General features: G+C 52.6%; 16 protein-coding genes and 1 pseudogene. 12 read left to right on the top strand and 5 right to left on the bottom strand.

From position 1 onward, the window contains the following. Positions 1–93 precede the first annotated feature (93 nt). Together maeA and GUC46_RS11835 are read left to right on the top strand one after the other, a co-directional pair. On the top strand, positions 94–1,791 hold the full coding sequence (maeA, locus tag GUC46_RS11840; RefSeq protein ID WP_003836239.1) for a malate dehydrogenase: 1,698 nt from the start codon (positions 94–96) through the stop codon (positions 1,789–1,791). Positions 1,792–2,099: 308 nt separating this feature from the next. After that, a complete protein-coding gene (locus GUC46_RS11835; protein WP_160180216.1) occupies positions 2,100–3,815 on the top strand; it encodes an ABC-F family ATP-binding cassette domain-containing protein in 1,716 nt (571 codons plus the stop codon). Between the two features lie 81 nt (positions 3,816–3,896). Here the strand turns inward: GUC46_RS11835 and GUC46_RS11830 are convergent. From GUC46_RS11830 to fdnG, 4 genes and pseudogenes are all read right to left on the bottom strand, one after another. Then, a pseudogene (locus GUC46_RS11830) lies at positions 3,897–4,497 on the bottom strand (inorganic diphosphatase); the annotation flags it as partial. A 129-nt stretch (positions 4,498–4,626) separates the two neighbouring features. Further along, positions 4,627–5,283, bottom strand: coding sequence for a formate dehydrogenase-N subunit gamma (fdnI, locus tag GUC46_RS11825; protein WP_003020054.1), 657 nt, complete (start codon positions 5,281–5,283; stop codon positions 4,627–4,629). Continuing rightward, positions 5,276–6,160, bottom strand: coding sequence for a formate dehydrogenase N subunit beta (gene fdnH, locus GUC46_RS11820; RefSeq protein WP_003833024.1), 885 nt, complete (start codon positions 6,158–6,160; stop codon positions 5,276–5,278). Before fdnH ends, fdnI begins: the two co-directional genes overlap by 8 nt. Positions 6,161–6,173: 13 nt before the next feature. Continuing rightward, positions 6,174–9,221 (bottom strand): formate dehydrogenase-N subunit alpha, encoded by a 3,048-nt coding sequence (fdnG, locus tag GUC46_RS11815; protein ID WP_096890184.1) that lies wholly within the window; start codon positions 9,219–9,221, stop codon positions 6,174–6,176. 287 nt (positions 9,222–9,508) lie between these two features. On the opposite strand from fdnG, the gene yddG reads away from it, so the two are divergent. From yddG to GUC46_RS11800, 3 genes are all read left to right on the top strand, one after another. Next, positions 9,509–10,390 carry an aromatic amino acid efflux DMT transporter YddG gene (gene yddG, locus GUC46_RS11810; RefSeq protein WP_160180215.1) on the top strand — a complete coding sequence of 294 codons (882 nt, stop codon included), beginning with the start codon at positions 9,509–9,511 and terminating at the stop codon, positions 10,388–10,390. Positions 10,391–10,850: 460 nt separating this feature from the next. Further along, positions 10,851–11,933: a porin OmpD gene (ompD, locus tag GUC46_RS11805; protein ID WP_160180214.1), complete on the top strand. Its 1,083-nt coding sequence runs from the start codon at positions 10,851–10,853 to the stop codon at positions 11,931–11,933. A gap of 143 nt (positions 11,934–12,076) precedes the next feature. Further along, the gene (locus GUC46_RS11800; RefSeq protein ID WP_085951544.1) at positions 12,077–12,457 is read left to right on the top strand and encodes a GFA family protein; all 381 of its coding nucleotides are present in this window, start codon (positions 12,077–12,079) and stop codon (positions 12,455–12,457) included. A gap of 3 nt (positions 12,458–12,460) precedes the next feature. Here the strand turns inward: GUC46_RS11800 and GUC46_RS11795 are convergent, their stop codons facing one another. Next, entirely contained in the window at positions 12,461–13,945 is a 1,485-nt protein-coding gene (locus tag GUC46_RS11795) for an MFS transporter (RefSeq protein WP_003836218.1), read from the bottom strand. Positions 13,946–14,061: 116 nt separating this feature from the next. Here GUC46_RS11795 and GUC46_RS11790 point away from each other — a divergent pair, with 116 nt between their 5' ends. From GUC46_RS11790 to GUC46_RS11760, 7 genes are all read left to right on the top strand, one after another. Continuing rightward, positions 14,062–14,640, top strand: a complete 579-nt coding sequence (locus tag GUC46_RS11790) for a TetR family transcriptional regulator (protein WP_003020094.1) — start codon at positions 14,062–14,064, stop codon at positions 14,638–14,640. Positions 14,641–14,851: 211 nt separating this feature from the next. Next, positions 14,852–16,237, top strand: a complete 1,386-nt coding sequence (locus tag GUC46_RS11785) for a NarK family nitrate/nitrite MFS transporter (protein ID WP_003020098.1) — start codon at positions 14,852–14,854, stop codon at positions 16,235–16,237. 49 nt (positions 16,238–16,286) lie between these two features. Further along, on the top strand, positions 16,287–20,027 hold the full coding sequence (locus GUC46_RS11780; RefSeq protein ID WP_096890187.1) for a nitrate reductase subunit alpha: 3,741 nt from the start codon (positions 16,287–16,289) through the stop codon (positions 20,025–20,027). Continuing rightward, the gene (gene narH, locus GUC46_RS11775; RefSeq protein WP_003020103.1) at positions 20,024–21,568 is read left to right on the top strand and encodes a nitrate reductase subunit beta; all 1,545 of its coding nucleotides are present in this window, start codon (positions 20,024–20,026) and stop codon (positions 21,566–21,568) included. The genes GUC46_RS11780 and narH overlap by 4 nt, the downstream gene beginning before the upstream one ends. Further along, complete coding sequence (gene narW / locus GUC46_RS11770; protein WP_003843701.1) at positions 21,568–22,263, top strand: nitrate reductase molybdenum cofactor assembly chaperone; 696 nt, start codon at positions 21,568–21,570, stop codon at positions 22,261–22,263. The genes narH and narW overlap by 1 nt, the downstream gene beginning before the upstream one ends. Then, the gene (gene narI, locus GUC46_RS11765) at positions 22,260–22,940 is read left to right on the top strand and encodes a respiratory nitrate reductase subunit gamma (protein WP_003020109.1); all 681 of its coding nucleotides are present in this window, start codon (positions 22,260–22,262) and stop codon (positions 22,938–22,940) included. The genes narW and narI overlap by 4 nt, the downstream gene beginning before the upstream one ends. A 98-nt stretch (positions 22,941–23,038) precedes the next feature. Continuing rightward, the gene (locus tag GUC46_RS11760) at positions 23,039–23,932 is read left to right on the top strand and encodes a PhzF family isomerase (protein ID WP_003836206.1); all 894 of its coding nucleotides are present in this window, start codon (positions 23,039–23,041) and stop codon (positions 23,930–23,932) included. Positions 23,933–23,974: the final 42 nt, after the last annotated feature.

The raw sequence follows: 23,974 nt of genomic DNA, 5'->3' as shown, positions 1-23,974 counted from the left end.
CAATGCTTTATACTTCGCCCGTTTCCCTGGCGGACAGGCCACATACGATCATAAAGAGCGCCAGGGACGGTTATTCAAAAAAGAGTGAGTGACATGGAAAACGAAACTAAAAAACTGCGTTCCCTTTACATCCCTTACGCTGGCCCGGTACTGCTGGAATTCCCTTTACTGAATAAAGGGAGCGCCTTCAGTGTGGAAGAACGCCGTAACTTCAACCTGCTGGGGTTACTGCCGGAAGTCGTCGAAACGATTGAAGAACAGGCTGAACGCGCCTGGATCCAATATCAGGGCTTCAAAACCGAAATCGACAAACATATTTACCTGCGCAACATCCAGGACACCAACGAAACCCTGTTTTACCGACTGGTGCATAATCACCTGGATGAGATGATGCCAGTTATCTATACCCCAACGGTCGGCGCAGCCTGTGAGCGTTTCTCTGAGATTTATCGTCGTGCGCGCGGCGTGTTTATCTCTTATCAGAACCGCCACAATATGGACGATATCCTGCAAAACGTGCCTAACCACAATATCAAAGTCATCGTCGTAACCGACGGTGAACGTATTCTGGGCCTTGGTGACCAGGGGATCGGCGGGATGGGTATTCCGATCGGTAAGCTGTCGCTGTATACCGCGTGTGGTGGGATTAGTCCGGCCTACACCCTGCCGGTCGTTCTGGACGTCGGTACCAACAATCAGCAACTGCTGAACGATCCGCTGTATATGGGCTGGCGTAACCCGCGTATCACTGATGATGAATACTACGAATTTGTCGATGAATTTATCCAGGCTGTGAAGCATCGTTGGCCGGACGTACTGCTGCAGTTTGAAGATTTCGCCCAGAAAAACGCTATGCCACTGCTGACCCGTTATCGCGATGAAATTTGCTCATTTAACGACGATATTCAGGGCACCGCGGCGGTTACCGTCGGTACGCTGATTGCGGCTAGCCGCGCGGCCGGTAGCCAACTGAGCGAACAAAACATCGTCTTCCTCGGTGCGGGTTCCGCCGGATGCGGGATCGCCGAGCAGATCATTGCGCAAATCCAGCGAGAAGGTTTAAGCGAAGAAGCGGCGCGTCAACGCGTATTCATGGTCGATCGCTTCGGCCTGTTAACCGACAAAATGCCGAACCTGCTCTCCTTCCAGACCAAACTGGTGCAAAAACGCGAAAATCTGCAGCACTGGGATACACAAGAAGATGTCCTGTCGTTGCTCGATGTGGTCCGCAACGTTAAACCTGACATCCTGATCGGGGTTTCCGGACAGGTTGGTCTGTTTACCGAAGAGATCATCCGCGAAATGCACAAGCATTGTCCGCGTCCGATCGTCATGCCGCTGTCTAACCCGACTTCTCGTGTAGAAGCCACGCCGCAGGATATCATCGCCTGGACCGAAGGTAACGCGCTGGTTGCGACCGGTAGCCCGTTTGCACCGGTAGTGTGGAAAGAGAAAACTTACCCGATCGCCCAGTGTAACAACGCCTATATCTTCCCGGGTATTGGCCTTGGCGTGATTGCTTCTGGCGCGTCGCGCATCACTGATGAAATGCTGATGTCGGCCAGTGAAACGCTGGCACAGTATTCACCGCTGGTGCTCAACGGTGAAGGACTGGTGCTACCGGAACTGAAAGATATTCAGACGGTTTCTCGTGCCATTGCCTTTGCTGTCGGTAAAATGGCCCAGCAGCAAGGTGTGGCGGTGAAAACCTCCGCCGAAGCGCTGCAACAGGCTATTGACGATAATTTCTGGCAGGCGGAATATCGCGACTACCGTCGTACTTCTATCTGACGGTTTGCCCGGCGGCACATTGCTGCCGGGCGTGCAAAGTTTGCGCGAAAGTGTAATTTGCGATTACACTTTCGCTACCGATCAACACTCTGAAAAACAAAAGGAGGATACTTATGCTGTACTGTGAACGTTTTATCGTTTCACATGCTTTTGGCGATCGCCAGTGCTCAAGCGTTATCGGTATCGTGCTGCGATAACTTTGCTTGAGCGAAGCTAACTTCTAAATCCCCTTCTCTCGGGCTTACCGGGTTATCGTCAGCGATGTTTGACGAGGCGTTTTCACGCCTGTAACTCTAGAGTAAGCAACAATGAGCACATTACTAACCGCACAATCCTTACACGTTGATACGGCATTCGGCACGCTATTCGACGATCTTTCCTTTACCCTGAAAAAAGGCGACCGCATCGGGCTTATCGGTTACAACGGCTGCGGAAAAAGCACGTTGTTAAAACTGCTCGATGGCACGATTTCACCCACCAGTGGAGCAATCGCGCAAGCGAATCACTGCCATCTCGCGCGTGTAGAACAACATCTACCTGACGATATACTGCCTCTTACGCTGCAGGAAGCCGTTCTCGCTCAACTTCCTGAGCATGAGCGTGCGGCTCAACAATGGCGGGTTGAAGCGCTGCTTGCCGAAATGGGTTTCACGCCAGAGAATTTATCTCTGACAGCGCAAACGTTGAGCGGTGGCCAGCACACACGCTTGCTATTAGCGCGGGCGCTGATGCGTAATCCTGACCTGCTGCTGCTGGATGAACCGGGTAACCATCTGGATTTGCCAACATTACTGTGGCTGGAGCAGTTCTTACAGAACTGGTCTGGCAGTTTTGTGGTGGTTTCCCACGACACGCAGCTGCTGGACGCGGTGACTCACGGAACCTGGATCTTGCGCGATCGCACCCTGCATGCCTTCGATCTACCCTGTAGCGCGGCGCGTCAGGCGCTGGCAGAAAGAGATGTCAGCGATGCTCTGCGCCACAAGGCTGAGCAAAAAGAGATAGACCGGGTGACTGCCAGCGCCAAACGGCTGGCAACCTGGGGGCGGGTCTACGACAACGAAGATCTCTCCCGCAAGGCCAAGCAGATGGAAAAACAGGTACAGCGCCTGAAAGAGGTGCAAACAGAAGTGACGTCAGGAAGTCAGTGGACACTAACATTGCAGGGTGATGCCCTGCGTGCAGATCGTTTGCTGGAGATGACCAATCTGTCTGTAGTCCCTGCTCCCGGTGCAGATACACTGTTTTCCATTGCCGGTATCCGGTTAAAAAGCGGCGATCGCGTGGCGATTGTCGGGCGTAACGGTTGCGGGAAATCATCGCTATTAAGGCTTATCTGGCAACAGTTTCAGTCACAGCTGGCATCGCCTTCACTGGTGTTACACCCGCGCGTTACCCTGGGTTATTACGACCAGACGCTGCATCAGCTTGCCGATAACGATTCATTGTTTGACGCGCTGGAAGCGTTTGCCCCGCAGCCAGAGATTCGCAAGATGGCGTTGATTAGCGCGGGATTTCCGTGGGTTCGTCATGCGCAGCGAGTCAGCACGTTAAGCGGCGGTGAGCGCTCCCGGTTACTGTTTGTTGGGTTGACGCTTGCGCGCTACAGTCTGCTGATGCTCGATGAACCGACCAACCATCTGGATATGGAAGGCAAAGAGGCGCTGGCAGAAACGCTACAAAGCTATAACGGCGGCGTGTTGCTGGTCAGTCACGACCGGCAGCTTATCAGCCAAAGCTGCAACCGGTTCTGGTTAATCGACAATGGCGAACTCAGTGAATGGCACGATCTGGAGGCGGTCAATGCGCGTATTCGGGAAACGTCCGCGGAGATAACCGTTCCCAAAACGGTGGTCGAAGCGAAAGTTGAAATAAGCTGTGACAGCTATGGATTGCTGGAACAACTCCTCGATCTGGAACAGCGTCTGGCCGACGATCTCGCCCGCAAGCCGAAACATCAAAAACCGCTGTTACAGGCGCAATGGCGTAAAGAGATTGAGCGTCTGAACTCACAACTGAAGTAATCTTTATTGCCGGATGGCGCAAGCTTATCCGGCCTACACCAGCAAAATGCGCGTGTAGGCCTGCCATCCGGCATACCATTTATTGCTGCGGTTTTTTCTCTTTCCAGGCATCCCAGGCCTGTTTGATCTCTTGCTTTGCCGTAGCGGCGTCGTTGAAACCGTTTAATTCGACCTTCTTGCGCCCTTCCGGCAAATCTTTGTACACGCGGAAGAAAGATTCCAGACGTTGAACTTCAATCTTGGGCAGATCGCTCAATTCTTTGATGTTGTCATAAGTGGGGTCAATTTTACTGGCCGGCACGGCGACAATTTTGTCGTCCTTTTCACCGCCGTCGATCATCTTCAGGACGCCTATTGCGCGCAGCTTAATCAACGTCCCCGGGGCCAGCGGCGCACGAGTATAAAAGATAACATCCAGCGGGTCGCCGTCACCGGCTAAAGACTGGGTTAGTGAACCGTAGTTGGCGGGATAGGCAACCGGCATTGACTGGAAGCGATCGGCAACGATAAACCCGGTTTTGGCGTCGGTTTCATATTTAATCATTCCACCTGCCGGGATTTCGGTTACGGCATAAAACTCTTCCGGGTTATTCTCCGGCTGAGGAAATTCGAGGATGTTCTGCGCCTGAGCTGAAGCACAAAGAAACACGCTGATTGCGAGTAGTTTTTTCACCAGATGCATTGTCTTTTAACTCTTCTATTATTGGAAAGACAACACCTTACGTTCAGCATATGACAGAAACATGACGTTTTTTTGGCAAAAAAATGGCGCTACCGATGTAGCGCCATTGCGTAGAGGGAACATCAGGGATTAGTTAACCCCTTCCTCGCTCTCTTTTTTCGCTTCTTGTCTTTCAACTTCGCGATACCAACGTGGGTGATGTTTCTTCGCCCAGCGACGGCTCACCTTCCCTTCAACCATGCCTTTAATCGAACCTTTCACCCAGAATGCCATATACATATGGATGAGGATGGCGTGCATCAGGATAATCCCCGCCGCCGCATGGATCAGCAGGCTATAGCGCACGACCTGCATTGGGAAGAACTGTGCAAAGTATGGACGCCAGATAATAATACCGGTAATCAGCAGCACGAAAATCATGCTCATGATCGACCAGAACATCATTTTCTGCCCGGCGTTGTACTTGCCCACATCCGCCACTTTGTGTTCATTGCCTTTCAGCACTTCCACAATGTTTTTCAGCCACGGAATATCTTTTTTATCCGGGATGTTGTGGTGCACAAAGCGCACAAACATGAACATTAGCGCGACGAAGATCAGTATGCCGAAGAACGGGTGCAAAATGCGTCCCATCTGCGGCGTACCGAAGGTTTGCGTCAGCCATTGCAGAGTCGGGAAGAAGAACGAAATCCCAGACAGCGCCACCAGGAAGAAGCAGATCACCACCGTCCAGTGACAGGCGCGGTCGATAAACTTCGTGCGCACAATCATTTTCGACTTACTCATGATGATCCTCCTCGTCGTCGTCCACTTCCTTATTCGGACCGATACCAATGTAGTGGTAAATCAGCCCGGCGAAGGTGGCGATAAATCCGGCAGCGGCCAGCGGTTTCAGCGCCCCTTTCCACAGATTGATAGAGGTATCGATCTGCGGATCTTTCGGCAGGCCGTGATACAGCTCCGGCTGGTTGGCATGATGCAGAACGTACATAACGTGCGTACCACCCACACCTTCCGGGTTGTAGAGACCGGCGTGTTCGAAACCGCGTGCTTTCAGTTTTGCCACACGCTGTTCGCCCATTTCCAGCATTTCCTGCTTGGTGCCGAAATGTATTGCCCCGGTCGGACAGGTCTTCACGCAGGCAGGTTCCTGCCCGACGCTGACCCGGTCGACACACAGCGTACATTTATACACGCGGTTATCCTCTTTATTGAGGCGCGGAATATTAAATGGACACCCGGCAATACAGTAGCCGCAGCCAATACAGTGTTCTGACTGGAAATCGACAATCCCGTTGGCGTACTGGATGATTGCCCCGGCAGACGGGCATGCCTTCAGGCAGCCCGGATCTTCACAGTGCATACAGCCGTCTTTACGAATCAGCCATTCCAGCTTGCCGTTCTGTTCGGTTTCGGTAAACCGCATCACCGTCCAGGACTTGGCGCTGAGATCGGCGGGGTTGTCATACACCCCGACGCAGTGGCCAACTTCATCGCGGATATCGTTCCACTCTGAGCATGCCACCTGACAGGCCTTACAGCCTATACAGGTGGAAACGTCGATCAGCTTCGCGACCTCGGCTTTGTAATCACGGGCCTGAGGCGGCGGCGTGATGGAGTTTGTTGCGGACCGTTTGATGATGTCCTGCGTTTCCATAGACATATGTTCGCCTCCCTTACGCCTTCTCGATGTTAACTAAAAACGCTTTGTATTCCGGCGTTTGCGAGTTTGCATCACCGACATTCGGCGTCAGGGTGTTGGCGATAAAGCCTTTACGCGCGACTCCTTCAAAGCCCCAGTGGATTGGGATCCCAACCGTTTCAACCTGCTGACCGTTGACGTTCAGGGTACGCAGACGACGGGTCACCACGGCAACTGCGCGAATAAATCCACGTTTACTGCTAACTTTCACGTGATCGCCGTTGTTGATCCCTTTCGCTGCCGCCAGCGTTTCGCTGATTTCCACAAACTGCTCTGGCTGGGCAATCGCATTCAGCAATGCGTGCTTGGTCCAGGTATGGAAATGTTCGGTCAGACGATAGGTCGTCCCGACGTACGGGAAGTCCTGTTTCGTGCCCATACGGAGTTTATCCGCCTCGTACAGACGCGCTGCCGGGTTGGAGATCACATTCGGGTGCAGCGGGTTAGTACCCAGCGGCGTTTCCATCGGCTCGTAGTGTTCCGGGAACGGACCTTCCGCCATCTTATCGATAGCAAACAGACGCCCCAGCCCTTCCGGCTGCATGATAAATGGATTGGTGCCACTGCCCGGTGCCGCGGTATTGAAGTCCGGGATATCGTTACCCGTCCACTTCGTACCGTTCCACTGGATAAGCATGCGTTTTGGATCCCACGGTTTACCCTGTGGATCCGCCGAAGCGCGGTTATACAGCACGCGACGGTTCAGCGGCCATGCCCAGGCCCAGCCCAGCGTATTACCCAGACCTGACGGATCGGCGTTATCGCGATTGGCCATCTGGTTGCCCTGCTCGGTCCAGCTACCGGTATAAATCCAGCAGGATGATGACGTAGAACCATCATCGCGCAGCAACGCAAAGCTGTTGAGCAACTGACCTTTCTTCGCAACCAGTACACCGTTGGCATCATAGAGATCTTCCAGCGCATAGCCGTTGTTCTCTTTCGCCACTTCCTCTGAGTGCGGTTCGTCCGGCTGCTTATAGTTCCAGCTCATTTTCAGAACGGGTTCTACAGCTTTACCGCCTTCAGTGCGATACATGTCTCGCAGACGGTGGTAAATACCGGCCAGAATTTCGCCGTCGTTGCGGGCTTCGCCCGGTGCGTCCTGACCTTTCCAGTGCCACTGCAGCCAACGGCCGGAGTTGGCGATGGAGCCGTCCTCTTCCGCAAAGCAGGTAGAAGGCAAACGGAAGACTTCGGTCTGAATCGACGCAGGATCAACGTCGTTTGACTCGCCGTGGTTCTGCCAGAACGTTGAGGTTTCGGTCACCAGCGGATCGATAACCACCAGATACTTCAGTTTGCTGAGGCTCTGCACCACTTTGTTTTTGTCCGGGAAGGACGCAACAGGGTTAAAGCCCTGACAGATGTAGCCGGTGACTTTACCGCTATCCATCATGTTGAAGTATTTGATGACGTCGTAGGACTGATCCCACTTCGGCAGCCACTCAAAGCCCCAGTCGTTTTCTTTCTGTGCAGCATTGCCGTAGAAAGATTTCATCAAGCTGACGAAGAACTTCGGATAGTTGCCCCAGTAGTTAACCTGATCGGCCAATGTCGCTTTTGGCGTGTTCGCGGCCAGATAGGTTTGCAGATCTGTCTGTTTCTCTGACGGCAGCGTCAGGTAGCCCGGCAGGCTGGTAGAGAGCAGACCTAAATCGGTTAACCCCTGAATGTTGGAGTGACCGCGTAAGGCGTTGACACCGCCACCTGCCATCCCCATGTTGCCGAGCAGCAACTGGATCATCGCCATGGTGCGGATGTTCTGTGCCCCGACGGTATGCTGAGTCCAACCCAACGCATACAGGAACGTGGTGGTGCGATCGGCTGCGCTGGTGGAAGCCAGCACTTCGCAGACTTTCAGGAAGTCTTCTTTCGGCGTACCACAAATGTTTTCCACCACATCCGGCGTGTAGCGGGAAACGTGCTGTTTTAGCAGGTTCCAGACACAGCGAGGATGGCTTAACGTTTCATCGCGTTTCGCGTAGCCGTTTTCATCGAACTGGTAGTTCCAGGACGATTTATCATATTGGCGTTTGTTTGCGTCATAACCGCTGAACAGACCGTCTTCGAAAGCAAAGTCATCCCGCACCAGCAGGCTGGCGTTGGTGTAATGCTTAACGTATTCAGCGTTGATTTTGTTGTTTTCAATCAGGTACAGCAAGACGCCGGACAGGAACGTAATGTCCGTGCCGGAACGAATTGGCGCATAGATATCCGCCACCGAAGCTGTACGTGTAAAACGAGGGTCAACAACAATCAGCGTGGCATCATTGTTGTTTTTTGCTTCCATCGCCCAGCGGAATCCCACCGGATGTGCTTCAGCGGCGTTACCGCCCATCACCATCACGACGTTAGCGTTTTTAATATCAACCCAGTGGTTGGTCATCGCACCGCGACCAAATGTTGGAGCAAGACTTGCTACCGTTGGTCCGTGTCAGACGCGCGCCTGGTTGTCTACTGCCAGCATGCCGAGTGAGCGCACAAATTTTTGCGTCAGCATACCGGTTTCATTACTTGCCGCAGATGCACACAGCATCCCGGTTGAAAGCCAGCGGTTTACCGTTACGCCCTGCTCATTCTTCTCAATAAAGTTGGCGTCACGGTCAGTTTTCATCAGCTTCGCGATACGGGTGAATGCTTCATCCCAGCTGATACGCTGCCATTTGTCGGAACCAGGGGCGCGATATTCCGGGTAACGCAGACGGTTTTCACTGTGCACGTAATCCAGTAATCCAGCGCCCTTAGGACATAATGCCCCGCGGCTCACCGGATGATCCGGATCCCCTTCAATATGGTAAATCGACTCTTTGGCGTTTTTTGCTCCATCTCCCAGGCTATACATTAATAGCCCGCAACCTACGGAACAGTATGTGCAGGTGTTTCGGATCTCTTTGGCGCGTAACAGCTTATAGTTTCGCGCCTGAGCCAGTGCCATTTTGGGTGCAAAACCCAAAGCGGCCACTGTAGTTCCCGCCATACCGCCCGCGCAGATTTTAAAAAATTGTCTGCGGCTGACGTCCATTGCTTTCCTCTTTTTTGCAGGGGTTCGTACAGGAAATCTCTCAAATTGCGCCAGCGCGGCAGTCTGAAAGATGCCATGTACAACTTCGCGACGAAACTATCAGCTATATCCATATTTTTTTTGCGTCAAATCAATAACGAAACGGTTCCGCTACTAAATAGTGCACTTTGTTTAACTCTTGTACCCATAAGGGAGTATGGGAAAGGCAATTAATTAGCGCGCTACGGTATAAAAGTGCTATAAATTTCAGCTTAAATTTTTGCCAGTACCATGGACAGACAATCAGAATGACAAAACAAAAGGCAACGTTAATTGGGCTCATTGCCATCGTGCTCTGGAGCACGATGGTCGGACTCATGCGTGGGGTAAGTGAAGGACTGGGTCCTGCGGGCGGCGCAGCAATGATTTTTTCCTTAAGTGGTCTGTTGCTGATATTTACCGTCGGCTTTCCGAATATCAGAAAAATTCCTGTGCGTTATTTAATCGCTGGTAGCGTGCTTTTTGTTACCTATGAAATATGTTTAGCGCTGGCTCTCGGTTATGCGGCTACTCGTCACCAGGCTATTGAAGTCGGTATGGTCAATTATCTCTGGCCGAGTTTGACGATATTGTTTGCTATTTTATTTAATGGTCAAAAAACAACCTGGCTGGTAATCCCTGGATTAATTATCGCATTGACCGGGGTTTGTTGGGTCTTGGGTGGTGAAAACGGTCTTAACCTTGATGAAATTATCAGCAATGTTGCCAGCAGTCCGCTGAGCTATTTTCTCGCCTTTCTCGGCGCTTTTATCTGGGCAACGTATTGCACGGTGACCAATAAATATGCAAAAGGCTTTAACGGCATCACCGTGTTCGTTTTACTAACAGCCGCAAGTTTGTGGATTTACTATTTTATGACTCCGCAACCAGAAATGATTTTCAGCACTTCGGTGATTATTAAAATGTTCTCAGCGGCATTAACGTTAGGATTTGCCTATGCGGCGTGGAATATTGGCATTTTGCATGGCAACGTGACCATCATGGCCGTAGGATCCTATTTTACCCCTGTGCTCTCTTCTGCACTGGCTGCTGTGTTACTCAGTGCACCGCTTTCGCTATCTTTCTGGCAGGGCGCACTGATGGTCTGCGCGGGTTCGCTACTTTGTTGGCTGGCAACGCGCCGCGCCTGAAAAAAAGCCGGGTTTTATCACAAACAAATAAAACCCGGCTATACTTTAGACAAATTGATGAATAATAATTGTTCATTCCACTTGCGATTTATGTTTGCATTTGTTTAATTAAATGTTAAATATATGGTAATTAGTTAACGCACGAAAATATTATGCGGTTATCTATATCCCTTCATATGCATATATTACACATGCGAAACTAACGCTATTTAAATCATAGTGCTGACAATAGTCCCCTACGTAAATATACCCATTCAGATTTGTCACATATAAAGATTAATACAATCAATCATATTATGTAGATCTGGATCACACAACTTCAAATATTTCGCAATATTATGAAACTTATTATTGAACTTATACCACTGCGTCATTTAAAAATAGTTTGCCATTGACGAACCCCTTCGTTTAGCAATGGTTTAGGAAACACACCAAGAAAAAATTATAAGGATTATTTAGAATGAAACTTAAATTAGTTGCAGTGGCAGTGACTAGCCTGTTGGCGGCAGGTGCGGTAAACGCAGCTGAGGTATATAACAAAGACGCAAACAAACTGGATATCTACGGTAAAGTTCACGCTCAGCACTACTTCTCTGACGACACCAGCAGCGATGGCGACAAAACCTATGCGCGTCTGGGCTTCAAAGGCGAAACTCAGATCAATGACCAGTTGGTTGGTTTCGGTCAGTGGGAATATGAATTCAAAGGCAACCGTTCTGAATCCCAGGGCTCTGAAGCAGACAAAACTCGTCTGGCATTCGCTGGTCTGAAATTCGCTGAATACGGTTCTTTCGACTACGGTCGTAACTACGGCGTGGCCTACGACATCGGCGCATGGACCGACGTTCTGCCAGAGTTCGGTGGCGATACCTGGACCCAGACTGACGTATTCATGACTGGCCGTACTACTGGCGTTGCAACCTACCGTAACACCGACTTCTTCGGTCTGGTTGAAGGTCTGAACTTTGCTGCTCAGTACCAGGGCAAAAATGACCGTGACAACCTGAAAGAAGCTAACGGTGACGGCTTCGGTCTGTCTACCACTTATGAGTATGAAGGCTTTGGCGTAGGTGCTACCTATGCGAAATCTGACCGTACCGACAAACAGTCTGTCGGTAACGGCGGTTTCATGGCTTCCGGTAAAAACGCTGAAGTATGGGCCGCTGGTCTGAAATATGATGCGAACAACATCTACCTGGCAACCACCTACTCTGAAACCCGCAACATGACCACCTATGGTGGCTCCGGTGTTACTGGTATTGCAGATAAAGCACAGAACTTTGAAGTAGTTGCTCAGTACCAGTTCGACTTCGGTCTGCGTCCGTCCGTTGCTTACCTGAAATCCAAAGGTAAAGACATCAACGGTTACGGCGACCAGGATCTGGTTGAATACGTAGACCTGGGTGCTACTTACTACTTCAACAAAAACATGTCCACCTTCGTTGATTACAAAATCAACCTGCTGGATGACAATAACTTCACCAATGCAGCGAAAGTGTCAACTGACAACATCGTGGCTGTTGGTCTGAACTATCAGTTCTAATTTTGTTGTAGTCAGAATACAAAGCCAGTCCTTCAAGGGCTGGCTTTTTCTCTTGATGTAGACTCGGTCATAAGGAGTATGCCGTGCAGACATTCACTGGTCGTTGTCTTTGCGGACAGAGTCATTTTACCGTCGACGTCGAAATGCTGGATGTCTATGCCTGCCATTGTACGCTGTGTCAGAAATGGTCTGGCGGCATCGCCATGTATCTGGAAGCCAGCGCTCACCCGCTGATGTCACCAGAATCGGTAGAACCTTCGCACTTTCCTTCCTCAAATCGTGGTGAACGGTTCTTCTGTTCCGGCTGCGGATGCCCACTGTGGTTTACGTTGACGGACAGCGATCGCTACTTTATTCCGTGGACACTTCTGGAGCTTAATGAGGTAGATCGCCGCCGCCTGATATTAGCAGCAGAAATCTATACGGAAACACAGCCTGCGTTCTGGAGATTGACGGGGCAATACGCTCGACTGAGTGGGAAAGAAGTCGAAGAGATGGATTACCCCTGTCATTTAGCTCACTAGTTATTAACGTTGTACCTTTGCCAGACTGAACCACATTCCTATCGCTAATACGATAAGCATGCTGCCGGCGCTGCTTAAGGCCACGCTATGTGACCAGGTGAACGCTTCTCTGGCAGCCGTCAGCAATGCCTCACTCAGTGACGACGGGAGCGAGTGCGCCAGTTGTACCGCCTCCCCCATTGACGATGAGGCACGTTCCATTTCCTGCGGATTAAGTCCGGCTGGCGGCAGAATCGATGCAGAAAAGCTACGGCTCAACAGCAAACCAAAGATAGCGATCCCAAGTCCGGCTCCCAGTTCATAAGCCATTGTCTCGATGGCACCCGCGGCCGCGGCTTTTTCCGCAGGTGCTGCTGCCATGATAGCCGCTGTTGAAGCCAGAAGCGCACTGGCGGCGCTGAAGCCGAGCAAAGCCATCAAAATCCAGGCTTGTACCTGTTGGCTACTGAAATCCGTCATCGCAAGGCCGTAAAAGCTAACAGCGCTCAGCGCCATGCCCGCCGTTGCCACACAACGTAATCCCAGACGTGAAACCAACATACCGGCAATCGGTCCGCTGAAACCACTTGCCAGCATCACCGGCAGCATGAACAACCCTGCCTGATACGGTGTTAAGCCGTGGACAAACTGTAGCTCCTGAGCCATCAGTAACTCGAAACCCACCAGCGTTATCATCGCGGTCATCGCCATCACGACACCACTTAAAATGATGCGATGCGTGAACAACCGCATATCAATCATCGGGCGGGCTGCCGCAAGCTGGATGCGGACAAACTGCCACAACAGCAAAGCGCCGGTTAACAGCGTCAGAGCGATAGCAACGGTCGCCGTATGCCCTTTCAGCGCGGTTTTGGCGCTGTATACCAGCAGCAGAATGGCGACAATCAGCATTATCGCATGACCAAAATTTAACGATTGATCGCGACGTCCAGCCTGGCGCGGCACTAAGCGTGCGGTTAAGGCCATTACCACCAGGACAATCGGTACATTAATTAAGAATACTGATCCCCAGTAGAAGTGCTCCAGTAGCATCCCGCCAACCAGTGGGCCAAACGCCGCACCGCCGGAACCAACCGCGGCCCAGACGCCGAGCGCCATATTACGATGCCGTTGCTCAGCGAACGTGGCGCGAATCCCCGCAAGCGTTGCCGGCACAATCATCGCCGCGCCAATCGCCAACACGGCCCGGGTGACAATCAGCCAGCTGGCGCTATGAGCAAAAGCGGCCGCCAGTGATGCCAGACCAAACAAGCCTCCACCTAACAGCAGCAGGCGTTTAAAGCCGATGCGATCGCCCAGCGCGCCCATTGGCAATACCATACCGGCCATTACCAGGGAATAAATATCAATGATCCACAGCAGCTCGTTGCCACTGGCGCCCAGCGTCATACTCAGCGTGGGCGCGGCAACGTGCAGCACCGTTGCATCAATCGCAACAGGGATGTAGACCAGCACAATAATCACTAACGTTAACCACTGACGAAACATAAAACTCCCTTCAAAACTGAAACTGGACACACGTCCAGGTTCGGCGATCCTACGGAAATTTGAACGTATGTCCAACTTTTTGTTAGACTGCGTGCTAAACGGATATGGGAGGAACGATGAGCTATCTAAATCGGGATGAACGTCGGGAAGTGATTCTGCAGGCGGCAATGCGCGTCGCGCTTGAGGAAGGATTTACCGCCATGACGGTGCGGCGTATTGCCACGGAAGCTCAGGTGTCAACCGGCCAGGTGCATCATCACTTTACGTCTGCCGGCGAGTTAAAATCCCTCGCTTTTGTGCAACTGATCCGTACTCTTCTGGATGCCGAACTGGTCAGCGCAAACGCCAGCTTCCGTGAACGGCTGCATGCCATGCTGGGCAGCGAAGATGGCGGGTTCGAACCCTATATAAAACTATGGCGTGAAGCGCAGGTTCTGGCGGATAAAGATCCGGAAATCAAAAGCGCTTACCTGCTGACCATGCGGATGTGGCACGAAGAAACCGCCGCTATCATCTCTCAGGGACAGAAAGCCGGTGAGTTTTCTTCACGCCCGGATGCTGCCGATGTGGCCTGGCGTTTAATTGCGTTGGTATGCGGTCTGGATGGCATCTATGTATTAGGCATTGAGGAAATGGCCGATCCTGCATTCGAACGCCACCTGGATCGTATGATTACGTTAGAGTTAGTTAATTGATGTTATAGATGAATTAATAATACATCTTTTATATTTACAATTGGTAACACTTAAGCAACGTGTAATTCCCTCATCACGCCGCGTTATTGCGCTTTTTTATCTATTCTTTCAGTCAATATTCCCAAAACTTTTCAATAGTTTCTAAAAGAACTCGCGCGGCGCTGTATGCGTTTATTTCTTTTTCATGAACGGCATGTGCATGGAGAATAATATGTCAGCATCAAATGAGAAAAATAATCGTTATCTTTTAACTGACTGGAAACCCGAAAATCCTGCCTTTTGGGAAAACAAAGGTAAGCACATTGCCCGAAGAAACCTCTGGATATCAGTGAGTTGCTTGCTGCTTGCGTTTTGCGTCTGGATGTTGTTCAGCGCTGTTGCTGTCAATCTGAATAAAATTGGTTTTAATTTTACCACCGATCAACTGTTTTTATTAACGGCATTACCTTCTCTTTCTGGTGCAATATTGCGTGTTCCCTACTCCTTTATGGTACCTATATTTGGGGGGCGCCGTTGGACCATTTTTAGCACCGTCATTCTGGTTATTCCCTGCGTCTGGCTCGGTTTTGCCGTGCAAAATACCGCTACTCCGTTTGGCGTATTTATTATCATTGCGCTGATGTGTGGGTTTGCTGGCGCTAACTTTGCCTCCAGCATGGGCAATATCAGTTTTTTCTTCCCCAAAGCGAAGCAAGGCAGCGCACTAGGCATTAACGGTGGCCTCGGCAACCTCGGTGTCAGCGTGATGCAGTTGATCGCGCCGCTGGTGATCTTTCTCCCCATTTTTACCTTCCTGGGCGTGCAGGGCGTACCACAAGCTGACGGATCGTTACTGTCACTGGCCAATGCCGCATGGATTTGGGTGCCGCTACTGCTGATAGCGACCGTGGCAGCGGGCATAGGAATGAACGACATTGCCAGTTCGAAGGCCTCAATTGCCTCCCAGCTACCGGTCCTCAAGCGTTTTCATTTGTGGTTATTAAGTCTGCTGTATCTCGCCACCTTCGGTTCATTTATCGGTTTTTCAGCAGGCTTTGCCATGCTGGCGAAAACACAGTTCCCTGACGTGAATATTCTGCAACTGGCGTTCTTCGGGCCCTTTATCGGTGCGCTGGCGCGATCGGCGGGCGGTGTTATCTCTGACAAGTTTGGTGGTGTGCGGGTCACCTTAATTAACTTCATCTTTATGGCACTGTTCAGCGCCCTGCTGTTTCTCACTTTGCCCGGCTCGGGCGAAGGAAGCTTTATCGCGTTTTACCTGGTGTTTATGGGCTTGTTCCTGACCGCGGGTCTGGGCAGCGGTTCGACCTTCCAGATGATTGCGGTGATCTTTCGCAAAATCACCATTTACCGGGTGAAGCTGCACGGTGGTACTGAAGAACAGGCCCAGCGTGAGGCGGTAACCGATACCGCCGCCGCCCTGGGATTTATCTCCGCAATTGGTGCTGTCGGGGGCTTCTTTATCCCGAAAGCGTTTGGTTCATCGCTGGCGCTGACCGGATCTCCGGTAGGTGCCATGAAAATATTCCTTGTGTTCTACATCGTCTGCGTGCTGGTGACCTGGCTGGTTTACGGCCGTAAATCACAAAAAAAATAGTCATCTTTTGGCCTGTGTAGGCAACGTTATTCGAAGCAGGAGTTATGTCATGAGTAAACTGTTAGACCGCTTTCGCTACTTTAAACAAAAGGGCGATACGTTTGCCGAGGGGCATGGGCAAGTAATGCACACCAACCGGGACTGGGAAGACAGCTATCGTCAGCGCTGGCAGTTCGATAAAATTGTGCGTTCTACCCACGGCGTTAACTGTACCGGCTCATGCAGCTGGAAAATCTACGTCAAAAACGGGCTGGTAACCTGGGAAACTCAGCAAACCGACTACCCGCGTACCCGCCCTGACCTGCCAAATCATGAGCCCCGTGGCTGCCCACGCGGCGCAAGTTACTCGTGGTATCTCTACAGCGCTAACCGCCTGAAATATCCACTGGTGCGTAAACGCTTAATCGAATTGTGGCGCGACGCCCTGTCCCGCCAGCCCGATCCGGTGCTGGCCTGGGAATCCATTATGAACGACCCGCAAAAATGCCAGAGCTACAAGCAGGTACGTGGGCGCGGTGGGTTTATCCGTTCCAACTGGAAAGAACTTAATCAACTGATTGCTGCTGCCAACGTCTGGACGGTGAAAACCTACGGCCCGGATCGTGTGGCCGGATTCTCGCCCATCCCCGCAATGTCGATGGTCTCCTATGCCGCAGGTACGCGTTATCTCTCGCTACTGGGCGGAACCTGTCTGAGCTTCTATGACTGGTACTGCGACTTACCGCCAGCGTCACCGATGACCTGGGGCGAGCAGACCGACGTTCCTGAATCCGCCGACTGGTATAACTCCAGCTATATCATCGCCTGGGGCTCTAACGTGCCGCAGACCCGTACCCCGGACGCACACTTTTTTACTGAAGTACGCTACAAAGGCACCAAGACGATTGCCATTACGCCAGACTACTCGGAAGTCGCCAAACTGTGCGACCAGTGGCTGGCACCGAAACAAGGGACAGACAGCGCGCTGGCAATGGCGATGGGCCACGTCATCCTGAAAGAGTTCCATCTCGACAATCCCAGCGATTATTTCCTCAATTACTGTCGTCGCTATACCGATATGCCGATGCTGGTGCTGCTGGATGCCCGCGAAGATGGCAGCTACGTGCCTGGACGCATGATGCGCGCCTCAGACCTTGTTGATGGTCTCGGCGAAAGCAACAATCCAGAGTGGAAAACGGTGGCTTTCAACCGCGAAGGCGAACTGGTTGTCCCGAACGGATCTATCGGTTTTCGCTGGGGCGAGAAAGGCAAATGGAACCTGGAACCCCTGGCGGCTGGTGCTGAAACAGAGCTTTCCCTCTCGCTGCTTGGTCAGCATGATGGCGTGACCGGCGTAGCATTCCCCTATTTTGGCGGCAACGAAAACCCACATTTTCGCAGTGTAAAACAAGAACCGGTGCTGGTCCGTCAACTACCGGTAAAATATCTTACCCTCGCTGACGGTAGCCGTTGCCCGGTGGTGAGCGTCTATGATCTAGTGCTGGCGAATTACGGCCTCGACCGTGGTCTGGATGATGTTCATAGCGCACAAGATTACAGCGAAGTAAAAGCCTACACCCCGGCCTGGGGTGAGCAAATTACCGGCGTGCCACGCCGTCATATCGAACAAATCGCCCGTGAGTTTGCCGATACCGCGCACAAAACGCATGGCCGTTCGATGATCATCCTCGGAGCTGGCGTTAACCACTGGTATCACATGGACATGAACTACCGCGGGATGATTAACATCCTGGTGTTCTGTGGTTGCGTGGGACAAAGCGGCGGCGGCTGGGCGCACTATGTGGGTCAGGAGAAACTGCGTCCGCAAACCGGTTGGTTGCCGCTGGCCTTTGCGCTGGACTGGAACCGCCCACCGCGTCAGATGAACAGCACCTCGTTTTTCTACAACCACTCCAGTCAGTGGCGTTATGAAAAACTCACCGCGCAAGAACTCCTCTCTCCGCTGGCCGATGCGTCGAAGTTTAGCGGACATTTGATTGACTTTAACGTACGTGCTGAACGAATGGGCTGGCTGCCCTCTGCGCCGCAGCTTAACCTTAACCCATTGACCGTCAAAGCGAAGGCAGAACAAGCTGGGTTATCTCCTGCGCAATACACTGCCCAAGCGCTGAAGTCGGGTGATATTCGTTTTGCCTGCGAGCAGCCAGATAGCGGCAAAAACCACCCACGCAACCTCTTCGTCTGGCGCTCTAACCTGCTCGGTTCCTCAGGTAAAGGGCATGAATACATGCTCAAGTATTTACTGGGTACCGAAAGCGGGATCCAGGGGGAAGCGCTCGGTTCAAGTGAGGGTATTAAACCTGAAGAGGTTGAATGGCAGTCCGCGGCGATAGAGGGCAAGCTCGATCTGCTGGTCACGCTCGATTTCCGTATGTCCAGCACCTGTTTGTTCTCCGATATCGTTTTGCCAACCGCTACCTGGTATGAAAAAGACGATATGAACACCTCGGATATGCATCCGTTTATTCACCCGTTGTCCGCGGCGGTCGACCCGGCATGGGAATCGAAGAGTGACTGGGAAATTTATAAAGGCATCGCCAAAGTGTTCTCCGAGGTATGTGTCGGACACCTTGGACAAGAAACGGATGTGGTGTTGCAACCACTGCAACACGACTCTCCGGCAGAGCTGGCGCAGCCGTTTGACATTCTGGACTGGCGCAAAGGCGAATGCGATCTCCTCCCGGGGAAAACGGCACCGAATATCGCCGTTGTGGAACGTGACTACCCCGCCACCTACGAACGTTTTACTTCACTCGGTCCGCTCATGGACAAGCTTGGTAACGGTGGGAAAGGCATTGCGTGGAATACCCAGGCGGAAGTCGATTTCCTCGGCAAGCTGAACTACACCAAACGCGAAGGCCCGGCAAAAGGCCGACCGCTGATTGACACCGCGCTGGATGCCTCTGAGGTGATCCTCGCCCTGGCGCCAGAAACAAACGGTCAGGTAGCGGTGAAAGCCTGGGAAGCGCTGGGGGCGATGACCGGACGCGACCATACGCATCTGGCGTTGAATAAAGAAGACGAGAAGATCCGTTTTCGCGATATCCAGGCACAGCCACGCAAAATCATCTCCAGCCCTACCTGGTCCGGCCTTGAAAGCGAACATGTCTCCTATAACGCAGGCTATACCAACGTCCACGAGTTGATCCCATGGCGTACCCTGTCCGGTCGCCAACAGCTGTACCAGGATCACGCGTGGATGCGAGCGTTCGGTGAAAGCCTGGTGGCGTATCGTCCGCCTATCGATACTCGCAGCGTCAGTGAAATGCGCGAAGTTCCGCCTAACGGCTTCCCGGAAAAAGCCCTCAACTTCCTGACGCCGCACCAGAAATGGGGGATCCACTCTACCTACAGTGAAAACCTGCTGATGCTGACGCTTTCGCGCGGCGGCCCAATTGTCTGGATCAGCGAGACCGATGCCAAAGAGCTGGGCATTGAGGATAACGACTGGATTGAAGCCTTCAACGCCAACGGTGCGCTCACCGCGCGTGCAGTGGTGAGTCAACGCGTGCCGCCGGGAATGACCATGATGTATCACGCTCAGGAGCGAATCATGAATATCCCTGGCTCGGAAGTCACCGGGATGCGTGGCGGGATCCATAACTCGGTCACCCGCGTCTGCCCGAAACCCACGCATATGATTGGCGGCTATGCGCAACTGGCATACAGCTTCAATTATTACGGGACGGTCGGCTCTAACCGCGATGAGTTCATCATGATTAGAAAAATGAAAAACATTAACTGGCTGGATGATGAAGGTCGCGATCAGGTACAGGAGGCGAAAAAATGAAAATACGCTCACAGGTAGGCATGGTTCTTAATCTGGATAAGTGCATCGGCTGCCACACCTGCTCCGTCACCTGTAAAAACGTCTGGACCGGGCGTGAAGGGATGGAATATGCGTGGTTTAACAACGTCGAGACTAAACCGGGGATTGGTTATCCGAAAAACTGGGAAGATCAGGAAGAGTGGCAAGGCGGCTGGGTTCGCGATGTCAACGGCAAGATAAGACCGCGTCTGGGCGGTAAGATGGGCGTGATCACCAAAATTTTCGCCAACCCGGTGATCCCGCAAATCGATGATTACTATGAACCGTTTACCTACGATTATCAGCATCTGCATAGCGCGCCGGAGAGCAAGAATCAGCCCACCGCGCGTCCGCGTTCGCTGATAGATGGTAAACGGATGGACAAGATTATCTGGGGTCCAAACTGGGAAGAACTGCTTGGCGGCGAATTTTCAAAACGTGCCCGCGACCGTAACTTCGAGAAGATGCAAAAGGAGATGTACGGTCAGTTCGAAAACACCTTTATGATGTATTTACCGCGCCTGTGCGAGCACTGTCTGAATCCAAGCTGTGTCGCCACCTGCCCGAGCGGTGCTATCTATAAGCGTGAAGAAGACGGCATTGTGCTGATCGACCAGGACAAATGTCGCGGTTGGCGCTTGTGCATCAGCGGCTGTCCGTACAAAAAAATCTACTTTAACTGGAAGAGCGGTAAGTCAGAGAAGTGCATTTTCTGCTACCCGCGTATTGAGTCCGGCCAGCCGACGGTGTGTTCAGAAACCTGCGTTGGGCGTATCCGTTATCTCGGGGTATTGCTGTACGACGCCGACCGTATCGAGGAAGCAGCGAGCACCGAGCATGAAACCGATCTCTACGAGCGTCAGTGCGATGTGTTCCTCAACCCGAACGATCCGGCGGTGATTGAAGAGGCGCTAAAACAAGGTATTCCACACAACGTCATCGAAGCAGCCCAGCGCTCGCCGGTTTACAAAATGGCGATGGACTGGAAGCTGGCGCTACCGCTGCACCCGGAGTATCGCACCCTGCCGATGGTCTGGTATGTGCCGCCATTGTCACCGATTCAGTCGGTCGCCGACGCGGGCGGACTGCCGCACAATGGCAACATTTTGCCTGCGGTTGAGTCGCTGCGAATTCCGGTTCAGTACCTCGCCAATATGCTCAGTGCGGGTGATACCGGTCCGGTGCTGAGGGCGCTCAAACGGATGATGGCCATGCGCCACTATATGCGTGCGCAAACCGTAGAAGGCGTCACGGACACCCGCGCGATTGAGGAAGTGGGTCTGAGCGTTGAGCAGGTCGAGGAGATGTATCGTTATCTGGCCATCGCCAACTATGAAGACCGCTTTGTGATCCCGACCAGTCACCGCGAAATGGCGCGTGATGCCTTCCCGGAGAAAAACGGCTGCGGATTTACCTTCGGCGACGGTTGTCATGGTTCCGACACCAAATTCAACCTGTTCAACAGCAGCCGTATTGATGCCATCGACATCACCGAAGTGCGCGATAAAGCGGAGGGTGAATAATGCAAATCCTGAAGGTTATCGGCCTGCTGATGGAGTACCCCGACGAGCTGCTATGGGAGTGTAAAGACGACGCGCTGGCGCTTGTGGCCAGCGATGCCCCCATGCTTAGTGATTTTAGCCAGGAGCTGCTCAATGCGCCGTTACTGGATAAACAAGCCGAATGGTGCGAAATCTTTGACCGGGGTCGGGCCACCTCTCTGCTGCTGTTTGAGCATGTGCACGCCGAGTCCCGTGACCGGGGCCAGGCGATGGTTGATTTGTTGGCGCAGTATGAAAAGGTCGGGCTGCAGTTAAACTGTCGCGAACTGCCGGATCACCTGCCTTTATATCTTGAGTACTTAAGCGTGTTACCGGAAGCGGAAGCCAAAGAAGGACTGCAGAACGTCGCACCGATTCTGGCGTTGCTTGGCGGGCGCTTAAAACAGCGCGATACGCCGTGGTATCAACTGTTTGATGCCCTGTTGCAGCTTGCCGGAAGCCCTCTTTCGAGTGACAGTGTCACTAAGCAGGTTGGCACGGAAACGCGCGACGATACCCGACAGGCGCTGGATGCAGTCTGGGAAGAGGAACAGGTGAAGTTTATCGAAGATAATGCCACCGCCTGTGACAGTTCACCGTTACAAAACTATCAACGACGCTTTAGCCAGGACGTGGCACCTCAGTATGTCGACGTCAGCGCGGGAGGCCCGAAATGATACAGTACCTGAACGTCTTTTTTTACGATATCTATCCGTACCTGTGCGGTACGGTGTTTATCCTCGGCAGTTGGCTCCGCTACGACTACGGGCAATACACCTGGCGCGCGTCTTCCAGCCAGATGCTGGACAAACGCGGCATGGTGTTGTGGTCAAACCTGTTCCACATCGGTATTCTGGGGATCTTTTTCGGGCACCTGTTTGGCATGTTAACGCCGCACTGGATGTATGCCTGGTTCCTGCCGATTGCGGTAAAGCAGCAGATGGCGATGATTGCCGGCGGACTTTGTGGCGTGCTCACACTGGTGGGTGGCGCTGGCCTGCTGGTGCGCCGGTTGACTAACCCGCGCATTCGCGCAACCTCCTCGACCGCCGATATTCTGATCCTCTGCGTTCTGCTGATTCAATGTATTCTCGGTTTAACCACTATCCCGTTCTCTGCACAGCACCCTGACGGCAGTGAAATGCTAAAACTGGTCGGTTGGGCGCAGTCGGTGGTGACCTTCCAGGGCGGTGCGTCTGCGCATCTGGATGGCGTGGCGTGGATTTTCCGTGTGCATCTGGTTCTGGGGATGACCATTTTTCTGCTGTTCCCGTTCACCCGACTGGTCCACGTGTGGAGTGCGCCGTTTGAGTACTTTACCCGCCGTTATCAGATAGTGCGTTCGCGTCGCTAATTTCCTCTGCTGCCCGGTAGCGCTAGCGCTTACCGGGCCTGGATCGCTATCCCGCTTTTTGTACGTTATGATGCTTCTCCATCCCAGGGAGAACGCTAATGAAACCACAGGTTTATCACGTCGATGCCTTTACTTCAGTACCCTTTCGCGGCAATTCAGCGGGAGTGGTGTTGCATGCTGACGGATTGAGCGAAGCACAGATGCAACTTATTGCTCGCGAGCTGCGTCATTCGGAAACCGCATTCCTGCTGACCAGTGACGACAGCGATGTTCGCATTCGTTATTTCACGCCGACGGTCGAAGTTCCTATCTGTGGACACGCTACCGTCGCCGCACATTATGTGCGCGCCAAGGTGCTGGGTCTGGGCAACAGCACCGTCTGGCAAACCTCGCTCGCCGGTCGTCATCGGGTCGATATTGAAGCGAGTGACAATGACTATCGCATTAGCCTTGAACAAGGCGTACCTGGATTCGAAGCTCCGCTGGAAGGTGCTGTACGTGCCGCGATAATCGATGCACTGCACCTGAGCGAAGACGATATGCTGCCCGGATTACCCATTCAGGTAGCCACCACCGGACACTCTAAAGTAATGATTGCGCTGAAGCCTGAGGTGGACCTCGACGCCCTTTCCCCGGATTTGCCTGCCCTGACCGCTATCAGCCAGCAAATTGGCTGTAACGGTTTCTTCCCTTTTCAAATTCGCAAGGGCGAAAACGCCACCGATGGCCGCATGTTCTCGCCTGCTATTGGTATTGTGGAAGATCCGGTTACCGGCAATGCCAACGGTCCAATGGGCGCGTGGCTGGTTCAACATGGGTTGATGCCGCATGACGGGAAAACGCTACGTGTTCAGGGACATCAGGGCCGCGCGCTCGGGCGTGACGGTATTGTTGATGTGACGGTGGCTATCCGTGAAAACCTGCCGGAAAAAGTGACCATTACCGGTTCGGCAGTGATCCTGTTTCACGCCGAATGGGCGATAGATTTTTAATTGTTCCCGTAGGCCGGATAAGGCGATAACGCCGCATCCGGC

The organism is Citrobacter sp. LUTT5, assembly GCF_009905315.1.
GTDB lineage: Bacteria > Pseudomonadota > Gammaproteobacteria > Enterobacterales > Enterobacteriaceae > Citrobacter > Citrobacter freundii.
This window is presented reverse-complemented; position numbering and strand designations above follow the sequence as displayed.